Here is a 13,783-nt window from a genome sequence, read left to right on the forward strand (position 1 = left end):
GCCCGTTACTCCTCGATTCTCTCCTTACATACCCCAGGTGACGCGCATGCCAAGGGTGCGCGGCTTGATAATGCCCTGGCCGGTGCCATTGACTTCGCTGACCTGGCGGGTCACGCCGCGTTCGTCGGCGATGTTGTCGGCATAGAAGCTGAGGCTGGTGCCATCACCGATATCGATCTTCAGGCGGGCATTGAACAGGTTGTAGTCACCCTGATAGTTCGGCGAACCGATCGCCGCCGAACTGAGATCGCTGAGGCCGCGAGACAGATAGCTATGCGTCAGGGTGAAGACTGGGTTCAGCGGCCCGCTGAAGCGGTAGGCCAGGCTGTTGGCGACCGACCATTTTGAAGACCCCGGCAGGGCCGTTCCCGCCTTGGCCGTGCCGTAGTAGAGGATGTACATGTCCTCGGTCAGTTCGGCGTCGGTGTAGGTGATGCTGGTCGACAGATCCAGCCGGTCGGTGGCGCGCCAGGTGGCGGCGAATTCGACACCCTGGCTCTTCGCGGCACCGCCATTGGCGGAGTAGTTGAAGTAGTCCGGCGTCTGCAGGCGCAGCTGGATATCGGTCCAGTCGACATAGAACAGGGTCGCATCGAGCAGCAGCTTATTGCCAAGCCAGTTCGAACGCATGCCCACCTCGTAGTTGATCAGTTCATCACTGGTCGAACCCGACGGAATATCATAGGCGCTGAGGCCCGGCACGTTCGGCGAGCCAAAGCGGAAGCCCTTGGAAACCAGACCGTAGACCATCAGATCTTCGGACGGCTTCCAGGTCAGGGCCACCTTCGGCGAGAAGCCGGAATCCTTGCTGGTGGATTCCGAGAAGACCGGCGTATCGATATGGGTCGTGGTGTTGTAGGTCGAGAAACCGTCTTGCAGGGTGCCCGAATAGACCTCGGTCTGGAACAGGCGGCCGCCGAAAGTCAGCTTCCATTTCGATGTAAAGTTGTAAGATAGCTCGCCGAAGACGGCCTGCTCGGTGCCCTTGACCGTGGTGTAGTAGCCATTGAAGACCTCGCCATCGGGCGCGATGACTGAGCCGGCGTTAGAGTCATTCGCCCAGGACGACTGGTTGAAGGCCGCCGCCGCGCCTTCGGCCCCGATCACCTCGGTCAGGTCCTTGTCGGACTTGTAGTACATGGCGCCGATCAGCCATTCCCACTTATCACCCTTGGGCGAGGCCAGGCGGGCTTCGAAAGTGGTGTTCTTGCTGGAACCACCGTCCTTGATATAGAGCGGCGAGGTCAGGTTAAGGTCAAGATCGGCGTTGTAGTAGATTTCATACGGCGTGTAATCGATCGTCCATTCCTGAGACTTGGTGCCATAGGAGGCCAGGCCGGTGAAGGTGGCCCAGCCGAAATCGTGATCGACGCGCAGGGAATGCAGCTCGACGTCGGTCTTGACCGGCTCAAGCTGGGCGCTGGTGCGCTTCAGGTCGCCGAGCGAGGGGATCATGTAGCTGGAATCCGCGGCGTCGGTCTGCTGGTACAGGCTGAGCCAGGTCAGCTTGGTGTCGGCCGAGGGCGTATAGACGAAGGACAGGCGGCCGCCGGTGGTCTTGACCTCGTTCGAACCGTCGACGCCGGCGCCGATATTGTCGAGATAGCCCTTCTCGTCGCTGGCATAGCCGACAACGCGGAAGGCCAGCTTGTCCTCGATCAGCGGCACGTTCAGCATGATCTTCATGCCGGTGCTGACATCGGCGTTCTTCGTCGAGGAGACATCGCCCTCGATCTTGTAGTCGAACCCCTTGGTGCTGGCGACATTGGAGACGTAGTTGACCGCGCCGCCCATCGAGGCCGCACCGAACAGGGTGCCTTGCGGGCCGCGCAGTACTTCGACGCGGTTGACATCAAAGGTATCGATGTCGGGCACGACGATCGTCCAGCCGGGCTCTGTCAGGGGAATATCATTGATGTAATAGCCGGTCGTGCCCTGGCCCTGGGCATTGCCCGAGGTGGTGGCGATGCCGCGCAGGGTGACGTGCGAAACACCGGGCATGTAGTTGTTGAACACGGCGCCGGGCACGCGCTGGATATAGTCGGCATAGGAGTCGGCGCCAATGTCTTCCAGCTGCTTGCCGGTGACGGCGGACACGGATGCCGAGACGGAGCGAACCTTTTCGGAACGCTTGGTGACAGTGACAATAACGCCATCATCGGCCGTGGTCGATTCAGGTGCATTCTGGGCGAAGGTCGGCGCGGAAATCGCCAGCCAGGCAGCGCCGGCCAGCAAGGCAGTCTTCAGGTGAGCGGATGCAGGCATGTCTTAGTCCCCTTTAAAAACAGCGGTTTGGTTCTTTCGCTCCCGGTGCGCGGCGTTTCTTTCGTGTCATTTCTGAGAACGACTATCGAAGACTGTATGACGGAATTGCGATATCGCCAGTTTCGCCGAGGTCATTGATTTGAGCGAACGGGCCAAGGCAGACACACAAATGACCGATTTATTTCGCCCCTGTGTCTGGCGCGCTACAGACGATTTTTAGAAAATCATCAATAGTGGGCCACATGTTTGCACGCAGTACCCATGGTATAGACTATCAGAAGGTCAATCGTCCGATTGGCGTCCTGATCGACGAGTACATGCCAGGTTTCATAGATCCCTGGCATAGTCATGAGCGGGCGCAACTGGTCTACGCAACCACCGGCGTCATGTCGGTCGTGACCGACGAGGCCAGTTTCACCATTCCCCCCCAGAGAGGCGTATGGATTCCCGCCGGCGTCCGGCACGAGGCCCAGTGCCGCGGGCATGTGTCCTTACGCACTCTGTATGTCGAGCCGGAAGCTGATACCCGCCTGCCGCGGCAGTGCATGAGCCTGAAAATATCGCCCCTGTTGCGCGAATTGATCATCGAAGCCGGAAACCTGCCGGTCGAATACAGCCTCAATGGCCGCGAGGCACGGATCATGGAACTGATCCTGGACGAGATTGCCGAAGCCGTGGAGCATCCGGCCTCGGCACTGAATATTCCCATGCCGACCGATGCTCGGCTTGTGCGTATCTGCCGCTCCATCATGTCCGATCCTGCCAGCGAGGACGATCTGGATCACTGGGCCGATGTGGCCTGCATGGGGCGGCGTACCTTTACCCGTGCGTTTCGTCGTGAAACCGGGGTGAGTTTTTCCGAATGGCGCCAGCAGGTCAGGCTGGCCGAGGCGGTGTCCATGCTGGCTTCGGGAAAGTCCGTCACCACGGTGGCCTATGAGGTCGGCTATAACAGCCCGAGCGCTTTCGGCACCATGTTCCAGCGCGCTTTCGGTACGCCGCCCAGTCAGTATTTCAATCACCTCAGGCCGGGTGGCGAATAGAGTTAGCGTTCTGGCCGCCCTGGATTCTGGGTGCGCATGGCGGCGACCAGGTCTGCTGCGCCCTCGCGGTCCAGAACGGCCATCATTTCCTCATATTCACGGTCGGCTTCGTCCTGGCCCAGCTTGAAGGTCGCCTGTCGATCGGTGATCGTTGCACGGAAGCCCACGACACCACGCGCCAGCCGGGCCGCGCGTTCGCCCATATCATCCAGTGACCAGGCATTTTCGCGTCCTGCCTCCTGCGAGTCGATCAGGTCGCGCAACAGGGCCTCTATGCCGGCGGCATCTTCGATCAGCTCTAGCTCACAGGCAAAGGCCGCGCTGGCATAGTTCCAGGTTGGCGCCTGGGTGCGGTCGCTCAGCCATGACGGTGAGATGTAACCATGCGCTCCCATGAACAGGATATGGGCGTGGGGATCGGCGCGCAGCCGTTCGACCTGCGGATTGTTGCGGCCGAAGTGCCCCAGAAAGCCCGTTAGCTGCCCGTTCCCGATAACCGGACGGATCGGCAAGGGGCTGGCATTGAAGGTGCCGCCATTTGAAACGACCCAGGCAAAAGGGAAGTTGAAAATGAGATCGATGATATTCTGATCGGATTTAGGCGCGTATTTCGCCGGTTTGGGATCCACGGTCTATCCTTCACGATTGATATTGGGAGCGGGATCGGAAGGGTAGCGATGTCGCACCCCATCCATCCTGCGAGCCGTCAGGAACAAATCATATTTCGACGGTGATCACTTTATAAAAAAGATCAAAAATCTTTTCCTTCAGGCCAATAGTTCCGGTCAAGGGGCCGGATGAAGGGGGGCGGGCCGAAGCTGATCCGTTTACTTTGCCGGCAGGTCTTGCGTCGTATTTATGTGTCGCCATATCGATACGAGAATAATGGATGCTTTCGGAGTATGAAAATGGCTGATAACGATCCTGCCACCAACCAGCCGGCCGGTTATGTGCCGCCCCAGGTCTGGCAATGGGATAAGCAAGGAGGCGGGCGTTTCGCCAATATCAACCGCCCCGTTTCAGGCGCCACGCACGACAAGGCCTTGCCCGTCGGCAGGCATCCGCTTCAGCTTTACTCGCTGGGTACGCCCAACGGCATAAAGGTCACCATCCTGCTGGAGGAATTGTTGGCCGCCGGCTTTAGTCAGGCCGAATATGATGCCTGGCTGATCAATATAGGAGAGGGCGATCAGTTCGGCAGCGGTTTTGTTTCGGTCAATCCGAATTCAAAGATTCCCGCCCTGCTGGATTATTCGACAAACCCGCCGACACGACTTTTTGAAAGCGGCTCCATCCTCTTCTACCTGGCTGAGAAGTTCGGTGTCTTTTTCCCGACGGAACCGCGAAAGCGCGCCGAAACCATGAACTGGCTGATGTGGCAGATGGGCTCGGCGCCATTCGTGGGCGGTGGGTTCGGGCACTTTTACGCCTATGCGCCATTCAAGATTGAATACGCGATCAATAGATACGCCATGGAGACGAAGCGCCAGCTTCATGTGCTGGACACACAACTGGCAAACACGACCTATGTGGCGGGCGATGACTACACCATAGCCGATATGGCGATCTATCCGTGGTATGGCGGTTTGCTGAATGGCGCTTATTCGGCGAGTGAATTCCTGGCGGCGGAAGAATATTCACATATTCGCCGCTGGATGACACTGCTGGAAGCCAGGGAGGGAGTCCGGCGTGGCCGCCTTGTCAACAGGGCCGATGGATTGGCGGAGCGACACGAAGCGGCTGATTTTAACAGGCTTGAGGGATTCGCGGCGGTCTGACAGCATGAGGCGGCGCTCAGGGCGGTGGTGGACAGTTCTTGCCTGAGGCCATTTCCCCTGGCTGGCAGGGTTTGACGGGGAATATGGCTTTCAGGACTTGCCACCAGAAGAGCATGCATAGCAGCGCACTGAAAATAAAGACAATGCCTCTTAAAGAAACGCGCATGTTCATTTTGCGTGCAGCCCTTCTGTATGGAGGTGTGTTGTCTGTTTTCTAAGGAAATGGTCTCGCACGCTGAAAATATAATCCGCTGACTGGCAGGTTCTGTTTTCTGAATGCGGACAACAAGTCTCATCGCCGGCGTATTACGTCAACGCGGCAAACCTCCATAAGCGTGCATAGAATGACTGTGTTGGCCTGTGAATAGTGTTGAGATTAACTATATCTACTTTACAGGCCTTTGTATGCGCTTGCATTTGTTCAATCGTATCGAAAAATCAGGCGAGCGTCTTTTCCATCCGGATGTGAGGGATGGTCACTTCCTCGAAAATGTCGCCGACGGCTTCATAACCATTGCGGGCATAGAAGGGCTGGGCCGTCACGCGTGCGGTCAGGGTGATGTGCGTCCGGCGGGCGGCGAGGGCGGCCGCTTCGGCCGCGGCCAGCAACTGCGCGCCAACGCCCTGGCCCTGCACTGATTCATCCACCGCCATCTGGCGCAGCTTCATGGTCGTCTCGTCATAGGGGGTCAGGGTAACGGTGCCGACCAGTTCTTCGTCCTCAAAGGCGGCCAGGTGAATATCGCCGGTTTCGGCGGCCAGTTGCGCCGAGGTAAAGTCGAGGCCCAGCGGTGTGCGCAGCAGGGCGCGGCGCAGGTTGACGACGGCGGCATATTCGGCGGAGCCATGGGTAATCGGACGAAGGGAGAGGGGCATGATCATTCCTTAAGGCCAACCGAGCCTTTATTAACTGGCGGCAAAGCCCAATGGCTTTACATATTCTGGCGTTCTAATCCTTGGAGAACCGGCCCTGCAATGGAGATATTGATGAAAAGCCATGTCGTGTTCACCGCCCTGGCCATGATTGGCTGTGTTGTCGCCCTGGGAGCCTGTTCGCCGAAGCCGGGCGCCGATGATGTCGCGGCATCGGAAGCGTCCGAATCGGCGGCCATGTCGATCACCGCCGCTGAGGCTGCTTCCCAGGCCGTGGCCGAGGCCATGACCAGCGTGGATGCCACTGGCTATGTCGGCAAGTGGACCGGCCCGGAGGGCACTTCGCTGACCGTGACGCCGGCGGGCAGCGATTACGAGGTGGTCATCACCAACCTCGACGGCCCGCGCACCTTTACGGGCACGTTGCAGGGAGACGGTATCCACATAACGCGTGACGGTGCGCCCCTGGTCATTCACAAGGGCGATGGCGAGGCGACCGGCATGAAGTGGCTGGCCGACAAGCACGATTGCCTCGTGGTCGCGGCGAATGAAGGATTCTGCAAGGATTAGTCATTTGCAGACAGGGGCGTGATACGATAGCGGAGAACCATATCTGGTTAGGGGCATGTGTTAGTGGCTGACGAAGACGACATCATTGTGAAGGATGCCAATGGCACGCGTCTGCAGGACGGCGACAGCGTGACCCTGATCAAGGACCTGAAGGTCAAGGGCAGCGGGGGCGTGACTCTCAAGCGCGGTACCCTGATCAAGAATATCCGCCTGACCTATGACGAGGCGGAAATCGAGTGCAACGCGGAAAAGGTCAAGGGGCTGGTTCTGCGGACGGAATTCGTCAAGAAAGCGTAGGGGCCATGCGGCGTGGGGTGCAATCGGTTGCGATACTGGCACTGGCTATCGGCCAGATCCTGACCGCGCGCCTCATGGAAGCCCTCGGTATCGGTGAACCGGTCGAGGTGCAGACGGCCTTGGTCTCCCATCCCCTGGTGCCTTACCGGACCGCCTACCTGCTGTGGGGGCTGATCTATGCCTATGCCCTGATCGCCGCCATCTGGCAGGTGCTGCCGCGCCAGAAGGAAAGCGTGGCGCTGGAAACGGTCGACTGGAACGTCATTGTCATCTGGCTGATCGATTCGCTATGGCAGATGTGGGTATCGGCGATCGGTCTGGAGTGGGTCAGTTTCTGCCTGATTTTCGTAGCGGTCTTCGCCGGGTTGAATGGGCTCCTGAAGCTGCGTCACGAATTGAACCTGACACTGAAGGAAAAGATTCTGGTGGCCGGACCGCTGGCCCTGGTAACCGGCTGGCTGACCGCCACTTGCTTTGTCAACTTCACCTCGGCGATGATCTGGACGGGTTTCGGGCTCGATCCGCAGAATACCGCCGTGGCCGTGGTTTTCCTGCTGGCTCTCATTGCTTTTGGTGCCCGGATGGTCTGGCAGACGGAGAACAGCCTCTATGCCGCCGGCCTGTGCTGGGCCCTGCTGTGGATTCTGGTGGCTAACCAGAACCGCGACCATGAACCTTCGATGGTGATCCTCGCCGCGATCGGCATTGCCGTAGTGGCCGGGACGCGGCTCTATGCCCTGTGGCGCAAGCCCCATGCGCTGGCGGGCGCGGAGTAAATGGATATCGTCGCGGCGAAACCCGAAGACAAGGCGGAATGGCTGCCGCTGTGGCGTGCCTATCTCGAGTTCTACAAGCACAGTCTCGATGATGAGATCACCGACCTGACCTTCGCGCGGGCGCTGGCGCCGGGCGAGCACCTCAATCTGCTGGTCGCCAAGGCGGAGGGGCGCATTATCGGTTTCGCCACCTATGTGCTGCACCGTTCAAGCTGGGCCCGGAACTGGTATTGCTATCTCGAAGACCTGTTCGTCGTCGAAGATCAACGCGGCAAGGGCGTGGCGCGCACCCTGATCGCCGCCGTGGCCGAGGCGGGCCGGGCACAGGGCGCCGAGCGGCTCTACTGGGTGACGGACGCCGCTAACCGCACCGCCCAGGCGCTTTACGAGAAGCTGGCGGACCGGACAGACTTCATCCAGTTTCGCTGCGATCTGTAGATCAATGGTGACCTGACGAGATAGCGGCCACTATGGCGATGATGATGGCGATCAGGGCCATCGGGCGGTTGAAAAGGCTGCCATTGTGAAATGACTGGCAAAAACGCTGGAACATGACGGACTCCTTCAGTTGCGTGGGCGATAGGGATTTTCGAAGATGTCTTCCACAGGCCGATCAAAGACGGCGGAAATCTTGTAGGCGAGGTCGAGCGACGGCGAGTGCTTGTCGGTTTCCAGAGCGATGACGGCCTGGCGGGAGACGCCCAGTTGATTGGCCAGGTCGGCCTGGGTCAGGCCTTTTTCGGTGCGCAGTTCACGTAGGATCTGTTTCATGCGCGCCCCCTGATGGCGCTGACCGCACCGACCAGGCCGAAGCAGACCCAGAACAGGATGTAGACGTAGTAGAGATCGAAGTGCTGCACATTGGCGTAGTTCTCAAGGAAGCCATAGGCAGTGCAGATGAACAGGGTTAGGCCGGTGGTGAGGATGAAGCGCTGCGACATGACTGAGCGGACATATTCGTCGCTCTTTGCGATGAAGCGCAGGATGACCCAGATCGATCCACCAACGGGCAAGGCAGGCAGGATGGCCAGGGTATAGAGCAGGGGACCGGTCGGCGTCTGCTGGCGGAAATAGAAACCGTTGAAGACAATGGCCACGACATAGAGGCTCATCCACAGGATCATGCCGAAAGTGTATCGGGTGGCGGGGGATTGGGTTTGCAACATGGCGCGGTTCCATAAGGGTGAATATGTAAGGTGAACCTTACATGCGGAAAATGTAATGTCAACCTGACATCGTGAAAAAATGTCAGGTAAGCATTACATTTTTATTGGTGTCTTATTGGTCCTGATGTGGATGAAACCGCTGTGCTCTTGGCAAGTGCGGAAAGCTGTGAGAGTGTCCGGCGATACAGATAAGGCAGGGGGCGCGGATGTCGGCCGAGATACTCAAGTTCGAAAAGCGGGAAAAGCCGAAGGCGGAAAAGTCAGCCAATAACGCGCTGAAAGTAAAGCGTTTCGAAGCGCTGGATATCCTGCGTGGCCTGTTCATCATCGGTATGCTGCTGGCCAATAATGCCGGCGACTGGTCACATATCTGGGGGCCGTTCGACCATGCCGAATGGCATGGCTTCACCATGACAGATCTGGTCTTTCCGGGTTTCATGGTCTGTGTCGGTATTTCCATGACGCTGTCCATGGGGCGACGGATCGGCGCCGGCGGTAAAAAAGAAATGGCCTTCCATGTGGTGTGCCGCGCCGCGATCCTCATCGCCATCGGCCTGTTCCTCAACCTGTTGCCGCATTTCGATTTCGCCCACTGGCGTTATCCGGGCGTTCTGCAGCGGATTGGCCTGTGCTATGCCCTGGCGGCGGGGCTCGTCCTGCTGCACAGCCATGTCGCGGCCGGCCGTCTGGTGCTGCATGCCCGGCCCCTGGCCATCTGGGCGGCGGGGCTGGTTCTGGGCTATGCCATATTGTTGAAGGCCGTCCCGGTGCCAGGCTTTGGCCTCGGCGACTCGTTCGGGCCGGAAGGCTCATGGCCGGCCTATATCGACCGTATCATTCCCGGCGTGCAGCATATCTACCAGGGCGGCACCAATGAAGCCGGTCAGGTGGTCTATGATCCCGAAGGCCTGCTGTCGACCTTTCCGGCGATCTTCAATATCCTGGCCGGTATTCTGATCGGACTGCTGATCCAGAAGCAGACCCCGGCGAGGGCCGTCGGCAGCGTGGGCCTGTGTGGCCTGATGCTGGTGCTGGTGGCCCTGGCGCTCGATAGCCAGATTCCGATCATCAAGAAACTATGGACCTCATCGTTCGCGTTTCTGACCAGCGGCCTGGCCATGCTGATCCTCTCCGGCCTGATGCTGGTCATGGACCGCTTGGGCTATACGAAATGGGCCATGCCGATCCGCGTCTTCGGCACCAATGCCATACTGGCCTATGTCTTTGCCTGGCTGTTTTCGGTGTTTCTCGATGTCAGCGGTGTGAGTCGTGTGGTGACTGGCTGGATACTGGGCGTGGTGCATGACCCTTATGCCATGTCCTTCCTGTTCGCCTTCGGCGTGCTAGTCATCTGCTGGTTGTTCGTGCTGCCTTTCTATCTGAAGAAGATCTTCCTGAAGATATAGCCTTGCCAGAAGCTTACTTCATATGGGCTTCAATCACCTTCATCAGCGGGCCGCCGCGCTTCAGCTTGTCAGCCTTGCCCTGTTCACGCAGGTAATAGAACTGGCCCTGGGTCACCTCGGGCGACAGCTCGTAATCCATGGCGTCCCAGCCGTCCTCGCGGAAGCCATAAAAGGCCCAGTGCGCATGGTAGCTGTTCAGGGTATCGAGCACATCGCCGAGATAGGCGCCGCAATCGACCCATTGCCGCACGCAGCCATATTCGGCCGCCACCATGCGATTGGCCGGCACATCATGCGCCTTCGCCCAATCGAACGGACCGGCCAGATAGCGCTGCATCACCGCCTTGTCCCAGCTCACCTTTTCCCCGCCAAGCCAGGCCTGCGTGCCCGGATAGCGCAACTGCGGCTGGCGCTTCAGGTTGGGCGCGCTGGTCGCTTCATAGGGTTCATACATGTGGAAGGCGTAGAGCACTTTGTCGTCGGAAAGGCGCGTTGGCCAATAGCTGAATGACCAGGCATTGGCGTACCAGCCGCCATCGACCATGATTGGCGTCACCGGATCGACGGAACGCACCGCCTTGATCAGTTGCTCATAGAAGTCCGGCAGGTCATGCGTCGTGCCTTTGTATTTGGCGTACCAGGCCTGCCGGACAGCCGGATTGGCGTGTTCATCGAGCCCCAGGCCCTTTTCCGGCGTCGGTTCATTGATCAGGTTGTAGCCCGCCACGGCCGGATGATTCTTCAGTGCTGTGGCGAGATCGCGCCAGAAAGCGGTAGACTGGTCCCAGTATTTCGGATCGTTCCACAGGCGGTCGTCTGTCTTGTTGCCATTCTGCTGGCTCCAGCGGTCACCGGGCAGGGAAAGCGGCACGATCACCACCTTGATCCCGGCGCTTTCCGCCGCATCCAGGCATTTGATCAGAGTAGCGAGGTCTGAGGCCGGAATGCCCTTATAGTCATCGGCATTGCCGATCAGGAAATCTCGGCCTTCCCCCTTCCATTTCGAGAAGGTCAGCCGCACCCAGGTGGCGCCGGTGGCCTTCAGCGCCCGGAAGTAGGCCTCGTCGGGGACAGCCTCGTTGAAGCTGTTGCCGCCATATTGCGGCGTGTCCCAGAAGGTGATCGGCGTTGCGGCGTGAACCGGCGCCGCAAGGCAGAGGGCCAGCGCGGCCAGAAAAGCGGCCACAAAAGCTGGCAGAGCAAACAGGCGTTTCATAGGGGCTCCCTTTTTTGCCGGAGACTGCCCTAAACGCCTTTTAAACGCCAGAGCTCAACGTTCCACCGGCAAGCCGGCTGCCACCCAGGCGCGCAGGCCGCCGGCGAGGTGGTCGTGGATATCGAGACCGGCTGCCTGACATTGCTGGGCTGCCGTTACTGAACGGACGCCGCCAGCACAGGACAGCACGACATACTTGCCTTCGGCCGAGGGCAGGGCGGAAGGATCGAGCGTCGACAGGGGATAGTTGACGGCGCCTTCGATACGGGCGTCGGCAAATTCATGCGGCTCACGCACATCGACCAGCAGGATTTCGTCGGCGGCCAGGGCGGCGCTGACCTCTTCGGGCGTCATATTGCGGATCGGTGTGGACATGGTGGAGCCTTTCTACAGCGTTTCCGGCCTATATGGCAGCTTAAGGTCTCTGGCGGAAGATGCCAGTCTGGTAAAAGGTGCGACCCAGCTGGCGATGATCCATCGAGATGGTGAAGCGGAAATCGCCGCCACCGAGATCGGCGTGAATGACATGGGTTTCGCCGGGGGACAGCCAATGCGGCAAGGGCACCTGCACGCCGGCGATTTCCCAGAAATAGCGCTCGCTGACGAAATGCAGAGCGCCATTGCTGGCAAAGACGCGCAGCCTCATGCCGAAACCCATCCCGACATACTCACAAAGCTGGCCTTTCGTGTTCGCGCGTTTGGCGGAAATGACCGTAAAGGGGTGGGCAAAGCCATAGGTGCGCTGCCACCAGACGCCGCCGCCCTCGCGTCTGGTGAGCAGGACCTGCATGGGCACATTATGTCCGCGATGGGCGGTCAAAGGATTGCCGATCAGGCGTGTCAGCTGCGCGAACAGCCAGCCGGCCTTCGAGCAATAAACGGTCTCCATCACGCCTTCGTAGAGGACGGGCTTTTCCGGCTCATGCGCGAAGCGGGCGCGTACGGAAGGATGCAGACGGTACCAGTTGCCCCCCAGCAACCTTGGCAGAAGCGGGCTTTCATCCCCTGAAGCCGTTTCATTTTTGCGTACCGCCTGCATCGCTCCCTCCTGGCCAAACCGGGCCTGCCAGTCTTGATCTGCCAGCCTTGACCTACCAGGCGAAGCGCCTTACAATTAGCTAATAGGCGAATTGTTAGTGGCGTATCTTTATTTAGTCAAGAGTCTAATTGTCTAATTATTGATGCGCATTTTTGGGGTCACCGCATGCGTATGGTAAAAACCTTCGAAGCCCTGGCTTCGGAGCCGAGACTGAAGATACTGGCCTATCTCTCCAAGGCCACGATGACGGCGGGCGAGATCGCCGAACGCTTCGACATGGCCAAGCCGTCGCTCTCAAAGCACCTCAGCATCCTTGAAAACGCCGGCCTGATCACCGGCGTCAAGAAGGGCAAGTTCATCCATTACAGCATCGTGCAGGACAACATCGTCAATTCGCTGGACGGCTATCTGCAGGAGGTCTGCCCGACGCGCAAACCCCTGCGCGAGGAGAGCGCCGCCAAGGCGAAGGTGCAGGAAGAATAAACCTGCGACAGCCTGACGCGCGGCAGGATGCGCAGGTTATCCGTATAAAATTTGTGGATATATGGGCGCCATCACCTCAGCAAGAAGGAGCATGGCTGTCATGACACGTAATCTCAAACTTTTCGCCGCTGTGGGCGCACTCGCCCTGGTCGCCGCTGCCGGCGTCACTCACGCGGCGGATTATACCCCGAAACAGAAGGGCACCTTTATCGTCGCCGCTCGTGTAACCACCGTGGCGCCCGATGAGAGCGGCGATATCAAGACGGCGGCCGGCGCGGATTCCGGGCTGGATGTCGATGTCAATAACAGCACCGTGCCGACACTTGGCTTCAGCTATTTCTTCACCGATCATATCGCGGTGGAAGGCATTCTTGGCACCTCGAAGCACCAGATCAAGGCCGTGGGGCCGGATACCGATGTCGAGGTTCACGAAACCTGGGTGCTGCCGCCGGTGGTGACCCTGCAATATCACTTCAATCCGGCCGGCAAGGTCAGCCCTTATCTTGGTGTCGGCGTCAACTATATGGACTGGTATGGCGGCAAGGATCAGAACGGCTTCAAGGTGCGGCTGAAGAGTGGAGCGGGCACCGCGCTTCAGGCCGGGGTCGATATCGCGCTGAAAGGACCGTGGTCGCTTAATCTCGATGTCAAGAAGGTCTTCTACAGCACCGATGCGAAGATCAATGACGGCGCGCTGGTCTCCAAGGTCACGCTCGATCCGCTGGTGGCCTCGGCCGGTATCGCCTACCGCTTCTGATTACACACCTTCAACTGTCCCCCCGACTGCGGCGGCCCTGTTCGAGCAGGCCGCCGTTTTTTTGTCTTGTCTGTCGTATGATCAATCGGCAGGATAGCGCTAACATAATACGGG

At 59.1% G+C, this 13,783-nt stretch carries 17 protein-coding genes; 9 read left to right on the plus strand and 8 right to left on the minus strand.

What is annotated here, in order from left to right; translation table 11 throughout:
• Positions 1–24: 24 nt before the first annotated feature.
• A complete protein-coding gene (locus QM647_RS06360; protein ID WP_414994666.1) occupies positions 25–2,265 on the minus strand; it encodes a TonB-dependent receptor in 2,241 nt (746 codons plus the stop codon).
• A gap of 242 nt (positions 2,266–2,507) precedes the next feature.
• Here QM647_RS06360 and QM647_RS06365 point away from each other — a divergent pair, with 242 nt between their 5' ends.
• Positions 2,508–3,308 carry an AraC family transcriptional regulator gene (locus tag QM647_RS06365; RefSeq protein ID WP_414994667.1) on the plus strand — a complete coding sequence of 267 codons (801 nt, stop codon included), beginning with the start codon at positions 2,508–2,510 and terminating at the stop codon, positions 3,306–3,308.
• Positions 3,309–3,310: 2 nt separating this feature from the next.
• Here QM647_RS06365 and QM647_RS06370 read toward each other — a convergent pair whose 3' ends face one another.
• Positions 3,311–3,937, minus strand: coding sequence for an FMN-binding negative transcriptional regulator (locus QM647_RS06370; RefSeq protein WP_414994668.1), 627 nt, complete (start codon positions 3,935–3,937; stop codon positions 3,311–3,313).
• A gap of 168 nt (positions 3,938–4,105) precedes the next feature.
• Between QM647_RS06370 and yghU the strand changes: the two genes are divergently transcribed.
• The gene (yghU, locus tag QM647_RS06375; RefSeq protein ID WP_414994669.1) at positions 4,106–5,086 is read left to right on the plus strand and encodes a glutathione-dependent disulfide-bond oxidoreductase; all 981 of its coding nucleotides are present in this window, start codon (positions 4,106–4,108) and stop codon (positions 5,084–5,086) included.
• A 438-nt stretch (positions 5,087–5,524) separates the two neighbouring features.
• Here the strand turns inward: yghU and QM647_RS06380 are convergent, their stop codons facing one another.
• Positions 5,525–5,962 carry a GNAT family N-acetyltransferase gene (locus QM647_RS06380; protein WP_414994670.1) on the minus strand — a complete coding sequence of 146 codons (438 nt, stop codon included), beginning with the start codon at positions 5,960–5,962 and terminating at the stop codon, positions 5,525–5,527.
• Positions 5,963–6,073: 111 nt separating this feature from the next.
• Here QM647_RS06380 and QM647_RS06385 point away from each other — a divergent pair, with 111 nt between their 5' ends.
• The 4 genes from QM647_RS06385 to QM647_RS06400 all read left to right on the plus strand — a co-directional run bounded on the left by QM647_RS06385 (position 6,074) and on the right by QM647_RS06400 (position 8,040).
• Positions 6,074–6,529: a hypothetical protein gene (locus QM647_RS06385; RefSeq protein WP_414994671.1), complete on the plus strand. Its 456-nt coding sequence runs from the start codon at positions 6,074–6,076 to the stop codon at positions 6,527–6,529.
• 81 nt (positions 6,530–6,610) lie between these two features.
• Positions 6,611–6,826, plus strand: a complete 216-nt coding sequence (locus tag QM647_RS06390; protein ID WP_414995214.1) for an alkylphosphonate utilization protein — start codon at positions 6,611–6,613, stop codon at positions 6,824–6,826.
• A gap of 5 nt (positions 6,827–6,831) precedes the next feature.
• Positions 6,832–7,602 (plus strand): hypothetical protein, encoded by a 771-nt coding sequence (locus tag QM647_RS06395; protein WP_414994672.1) that lies wholly within the window; start codon positions 6,832–6,834, stop codon positions 7,600–7,602.
• Positions 7,603–8,040 carry a GNAT family N-acetyltransferase gene (locus tag QM647_RS06400; protein ID WP_414994673.1) on the plus strand — a complete coding sequence of 146 codons (438 nt, stop codon included), beginning with the start codon at positions 7,603–7,605 and terminating at the stop codon, positions 8,038–8,040.
• 126 nt (positions 8,041–8,166) lie between these two features.
• Here QM647_RS06400 and QM647_RS06405 read toward each other — a convergent pair whose 3' ends face one another.
• Together QM647_RS06405 and QM647_RS06410 are read right to left on the minus strand one after the other, a co-directional pair.
• Positions 8,167–8,373: a helix-turn-helix transcriptional regulator gene (locus QM647_RS06405; protein ID WP_414994674.1), complete on the minus strand. Its 207-nt coding sequence runs from the start codon at positions 8,371–8,373 to the stop codon at positions 8,167–8,169.
• The gene (locus QM647_RS06410; RefSeq protein WP_414994675.1) at positions 8,370–8,768 is read right to left on the minus strand and encodes a hypothetical protein; all 399 of its coding nucleotides are present in this window, start codon (positions 8,766–8,768) and stop codon (positions 8,370–8,372) included. The genes QM647_RS06405 and QM647_RS06410 overlap by 4 nt, the downstream gene beginning before the upstream one ends.
• 206 nt (positions 8,769–8,974) lie before the next feature.
• Between QM647_RS06410 and QM647_RS06415 the strand changes: the two genes are divergently transcribed.
• On the plus strand, positions 8,975–10,174 hold the full coding sequence (locus tag QM647_RS06415) for an acyltransferase family protein (protein ID WP_414994676.1): 1,200 nt from the start codon (positions 8,975–8,977) through the stop codon (positions 10,172–10,174).
• Positions 10,175–10,187: 13 nt separating this feature from the next.
• Here the strand turns inward: QM647_RS06415 and QM647_RS06420 are convergent, their stop codons facing one another.
• The 3 genes from QM647_RS06420 to QM647_RS06430 are packed head-to-tail and all read right to left on the minus strand — an operon-like array spanning position 10,188 to position 12,429.
• Positions 10,188–11,390 carry a glycoside hydrolase family 5 protein gene (locus QM647_RS06420; RefSeq protein WP_414994677.1) on the minus strand — a complete coding sequence of 401 codons (1,203 nt, stop codon included), beginning with the start codon at positions 11,388–11,390 and terminating at the stop codon, positions 10,188–10,190.
• Positions 11,391–11,444: 54 nt separating this feature from the next.
• Positions 11,445–11,765 carry a rhodanese-like domain-containing protein gene (locus tag QM647_RS06425; protein WP_414994678.1) on the minus strand — a complete coding sequence of 107 codons (321 nt, stop codon included), beginning with the start codon at positions 11,763–11,765 and terminating at the stop codon, positions 11,445–11,447.
• A gap of 40 nt (positions 11,766–11,805) precedes the next feature.
• Entirely contained in the window at positions 11,806–12,429 is a 624-nt protein-coding gene (locus QM647_RS06430; RefSeq protein WP_414994679.1) for a DUF4166 domain-containing protein, read from the minus strand.
• 165 nt (positions 12,430–12,594) lie between these two features.
• On the opposite strand from QM647_RS06430, the gene QM647_RS06435 reads away from it, so the two are divergent.
• Together QM647_RS06435 and QM647_RS06440 are read left to right on the plus strand one after the other, a co-directional pair.
• On the plus strand, positions 12,595–12,912 hold the full coding sequence (locus QM647_RS06435; protein ID WP_414994680.1) for a metalloregulator ArsR/SmtB family transcription factor: 318 nt from the start codon (positions 12,595–12,597) through the stop codon (positions 12,910–12,912).
• A 91-nt stretch (positions 12,913–13,003) separates the two neighbouring features.
• Positions 13,004–13,669: an OmpW/AlkL family protein gene (locus tag QM647_RS06440; RefSeq protein WP_414994681.1), complete on the plus strand. Its 666-nt coding sequence runs from the start codon at positions 13,004–13,006 to the stop codon at positions 13,667–13,669.
• Positions 13,670–13,783 lie beyond the last annotated feature (114 nt).

It is taken from the genome of Asticcacaulis sp., assembly GCF_047605585.1.
Lineage (GTDB): Bacteria > Pseudomonadota > Alphaproteobacteria > Caulobacterales > Caulobacteraceae > Asticcacaulis.

Excerpts from the sequence above, each read along its gene's own strand:
- QM647_RS06360 (WP_414994666.1), bottom strand. The coding sequence starts at position 2,265 with ATGCCTGCATCCGCTCACCTGAAGACTGCCTTGCTGGCCGGCGCTGCC.
- QM647_RS06365 (WP_414994667.1), top strand. The coding sequence starts at position 2,508 with ATGTTTGCACGCAGTACCCATGGTATAGACTATCAGAAGGTCAATCGT.
- yghU (WP_414994669.1), top strand. The coding sequence starts at position 4,106 with ATGAAGGGGGGCGGGCCGAAGCTGATCCGTTTACTTTGCCGGCAGGTC.
- QM647_RS06380 (WP_414994670.1), bottom strand. The coding sequence starts at position 5,962 with ATGCCCCTCTCCCTTCGTCCGATTACCCATGGCTCCGCCGAATATGCC.
- QM647_RS06385 (WP_414994671.1), top strand. The coding sequence starts at position 6,074 with ATGAAAAGCCATGTCGTGTTCACCGCCCTGGCCATGATTGGCTGTGTT.
- QM647_RS06395 (WP_414994672.1), top strand. The coding sequence starts at position 6,832 with ATGCGGCGTGGGGTGCAATCGGTTGCGATACTGGCACTGGCTATCGGC.
- QM647_RS06400 (WP_414994673.1), top strand. The coding sequence starts at position 7,603 with ATGGATATCGTCGCGGCGAAACCCGAAGACAAGGCGGAATGGCTGCCG.
- QM647_RS06405 (WP_414994674.1), bottom strand. The coding sequence starts at position 8,373 with ATGAAACAGATCCTACGTGAACTGCGCACCGAAAAAGGCCTGACCCAG.
- QM647_RS06410 (WP_414994675.1), bottom strand. The coding sequence starts at position 8,768 with ATGTTGCAAACCCAATCCCCCGCCACCCGATACACTTTCGGCATGATC.
- QM647_RS06415 (WP_414994676.1), top strand. The coding sequence starts at position 8,975 with ATGTCGGCCGAGATACTCAAGTTCGAAAAGCGGGAAAAGCCGAAGGCG.
- QM647_RS06420 (WP_414994677.1), bottom strand. The coding sequence starts at position 11,390 with ATGAAACGCCTGTTTGCTCTGCCAGCTTTTGTGGCCGCTTTTCTGGCC.
- QM647_RS06425 (WP_414994678.1), bottom strand. The coding sequence starts at position 11,765 with ATGTCCACACCGATCCGCAATATGACGCCCGAAGAGGTCAGCGCCGCC.
- QM647_RS06430 (WP_414994679.1), bottom strand. The coding sequence starts at position 12,429 with ATGCAGGCGGTACGCAAAAATGAAACGGCTTCAGGGGATGAAAGCCCG.
- QM647_RS06435 (WP_414994680.1), top strand. The coding sequence starts at position 12,595 with ATGCGTATGGTAAAAACCTTCGAAGCCCTGGCTTCGGAGCCGAGACTG.
- QM647_RS06440 (WP_414994681.1), top strand. The coding sequence starts at position 13,004 with ATGGCTGTCATGACACGTAATCTCAAACTTTTCGCCGCTGTGGGCGCA.